Here is a 2276-nt window from a genome sequence, read left to right on the forward strand (position 1 = left end):
GCACGTCTCATCCCGGTGACCGCCACGGCCTGGTGAATGGTTCCCTCGATGCCCGCGCGGGTTCCGTACTTGGCTCGCCACTGCTCGTCGGACTGCTGGAGGCGGGCATGGTCGAGGACTTCTTGCAGCTCGCGTGGTTGCAGAGAGAGGGTCCGGCCACCGGTCTTCGAGCGGGTGCACTGGTCGCGCACCGGGCAGGGGCGACATGTCTCCTTGTCGAACTTGATGACGATGGCCTTGGTGCCGCGCAGGGTGGCAGGGCTCCACCAGGTGCTGGTGTCCCCGCGTGGGCAGGTCGCCTGCCGCTTGTCCCAGTCGATGGTGAACGCGGTGCGGTCGAACCCGGCGCTGGCACGCGCCTGGGGTGAGCTGTTCATCAGGACCGGGGTGACCAGGGCGACCCCGAAGTTCTTCTTCAGGCCCACGATCAAGTCGGCGGAGGCATAACCAGAATCGAGGAAGTGCTCGGCGGGCAGGAGATCGCGGGCGGCGAGCATGTGATGGACCGGTTCGGTCATCTCCGCGTCGGTCACTGTGGCGTCGGTGGTCGCGATGCTGGTGATCAAGCGCGGCGGCGGTCCGTCGGCTCCGGGGATCAGAGTCTGGCCGTCGGCAGCCGGGTCCTGGTCATCGGCGTCGTCGCAGGACTCGCTGATGTGGATCTTGTAGCCGGTCCACCAGGAGCCCTGTTTGAGGCCGTAGCGGGCGTCGGTGTCGTACGGAGAGGTCAGCCGAAGTCTGCCGGGCGGGAGGTCTTTGCTCTCCCGCCGCTTCACCTCCGCTCCGGCTTCGGTCACGGTGCGGTGGTAGTTCTGCACCCACATCGTGCGCAGGACCTGCACCGCCGGGAGCTCGCGCAGCCAGGCCGGGGCATCAGGGGCGTGCACCGCCTCCAGCAGCGCGAACCCGTCCCGGCCGTAGACCAGAGCCATCTCCTCGCGCTTGCTCGTGGAAGCCGGCGGATGCCAGGAGTGAGTCCGCGGGCCGTAGCGGTCGGCCCACTCCCGAACAGGCACCGCCTGGGCCAGCCAGTCCGGGGACGCGCAGGCCAGCGCCTCCAGCGCGGCCCGCAGCGTCTCCCCCGCCAGCTCCAGCCTGTTCAGATCGCGTACCGCCGCCAGCACGCGGGTGGAGTCAGTGCGCTGCTTGCCTCCCGCCTTCACCAGGCCCCGATCCTTGAGCGCGGTCAGCAGCAGGTCGAGCACCTTCTCCTCCATCCCGTGCTCGACCAACCGCGCACGGAACTCGGACAGCACCGAGGCGTCGAACCCGGGATCATCCAGCTCCAGGCCGAGCGCGTATTTCAGGTCCATGCCGTACCGCACCCGATGCGCCGCCGCCCGATCGGTGAGGTTCTCGGCGAACTGCAACACCGTCACCAGCGCGAGCTGGCCCGGTGACCAGCCTGGCCGCCCTCTGGCTCCGAATGCCTCGGTGAACTCGGCATCCGCGAACAACTCGCCCAGCTCGTCACGGACCCGCATCGCCAACGGATACGGGCCCCGCGCCGCCACCGCCCGCGCCACCTGCGCGGTCAGCTCAGGCACCGTCGGCCATGGCCTCGGCCGCATCGACATCCCACACCCCACCCGCGACCGGGAACGCCAAGACGGCCGCTGCTGCCCCGACCAACGAGCCGCCAGCCCCGCCGGGCACGAAATAAGCCAGCCACCAGCCGCAAATGCCGAGGATGTTCCGAGCCGCCCTGCTGTTTCCGAGTGGCATCAACGTGACTGGTGGGTAACGATGAAAGCGTCACCGACTGGTAGCCGTTTCATCGGATACTCCCGGTGGGCGGCCTTAGTGAGCGGGAGCCGATCATGGCGAACGTGACCGCAGGCCCCGAGAAGGACGTCGAGTTCTTTAGAGGCCTTCAAGAGGTGTTCGACAAGTACCCCGGCGCTGCGGAGCGGTACTACGTTCAGTTCGCGGCGGCTGAGTTGGCACTTGGGGTCGACCTTGAGAAGCAGGTGAGGGTCAATCGGGTCCAGAACGGTGAGGTCATCGGCAAGTTCGTGGACCGCGAATCTCAGGGAGCTTCCAGCTCTGAATGCTGCGCGTGGAAGTGGGAGAGCCAGACCTGGCGTTGTGTGACGAGGTGTGGTCCGCACCCGCCCATTGAGTAGGAAATCCCCGCCCGGCCGCGGCTGGCGGCTGGTCACCCTCGTCGTCGGTCACCAGCAGTCCGACGAGCAGTGGCGAGCCAAGTACGGAACCCGCGCGGGCATCGAGGGAACCATTCACCAGGCCGTGGCGGTCACCGGGATGAGACGTGC

The 2276-nt window shown here is 67.8% G+C and carries 2 protein-coding genes; one reads left to right on the plus strand and one right to left on the minus strand.

Annotated elements, in window-relative coordinates:
* A partial coding sequence (locus tag IG99_RS47265; RefSeq protein ID WP_234312178.1) for a transposase occupies positions 1 to 1547 on the minus strand: 1547 nt, incomplete at its 3' end.
* Positions 1548 to 1820: 273 nt separating this feature from the next.
* Between IG99_RS47265 and IG99_RS43210 the strand changes: the two genes are divergently transcribed.
* A complete protein-coding gene (locus tag IG99_RS43210; RefSeq protein WP_063768401.1) occupies positions 1821 to 2126 on the plus strand; it encodes a hypothetical protein in 306 nt (101 codons plus the stop codon).
* Positions 2127 to 2276: the final 150 nt, after the last annotated feature.

Source organism: Streptomyces griseus subsp. griseus, from assembly GCF_000720255.1.
Classification (GTDB): domain Bacteria; phylum Actinomycetota; class Actinomycetes; order Streptomycetales; family Streptomycetaceae; genus Streptomyces; species Streptomyces griseus_I.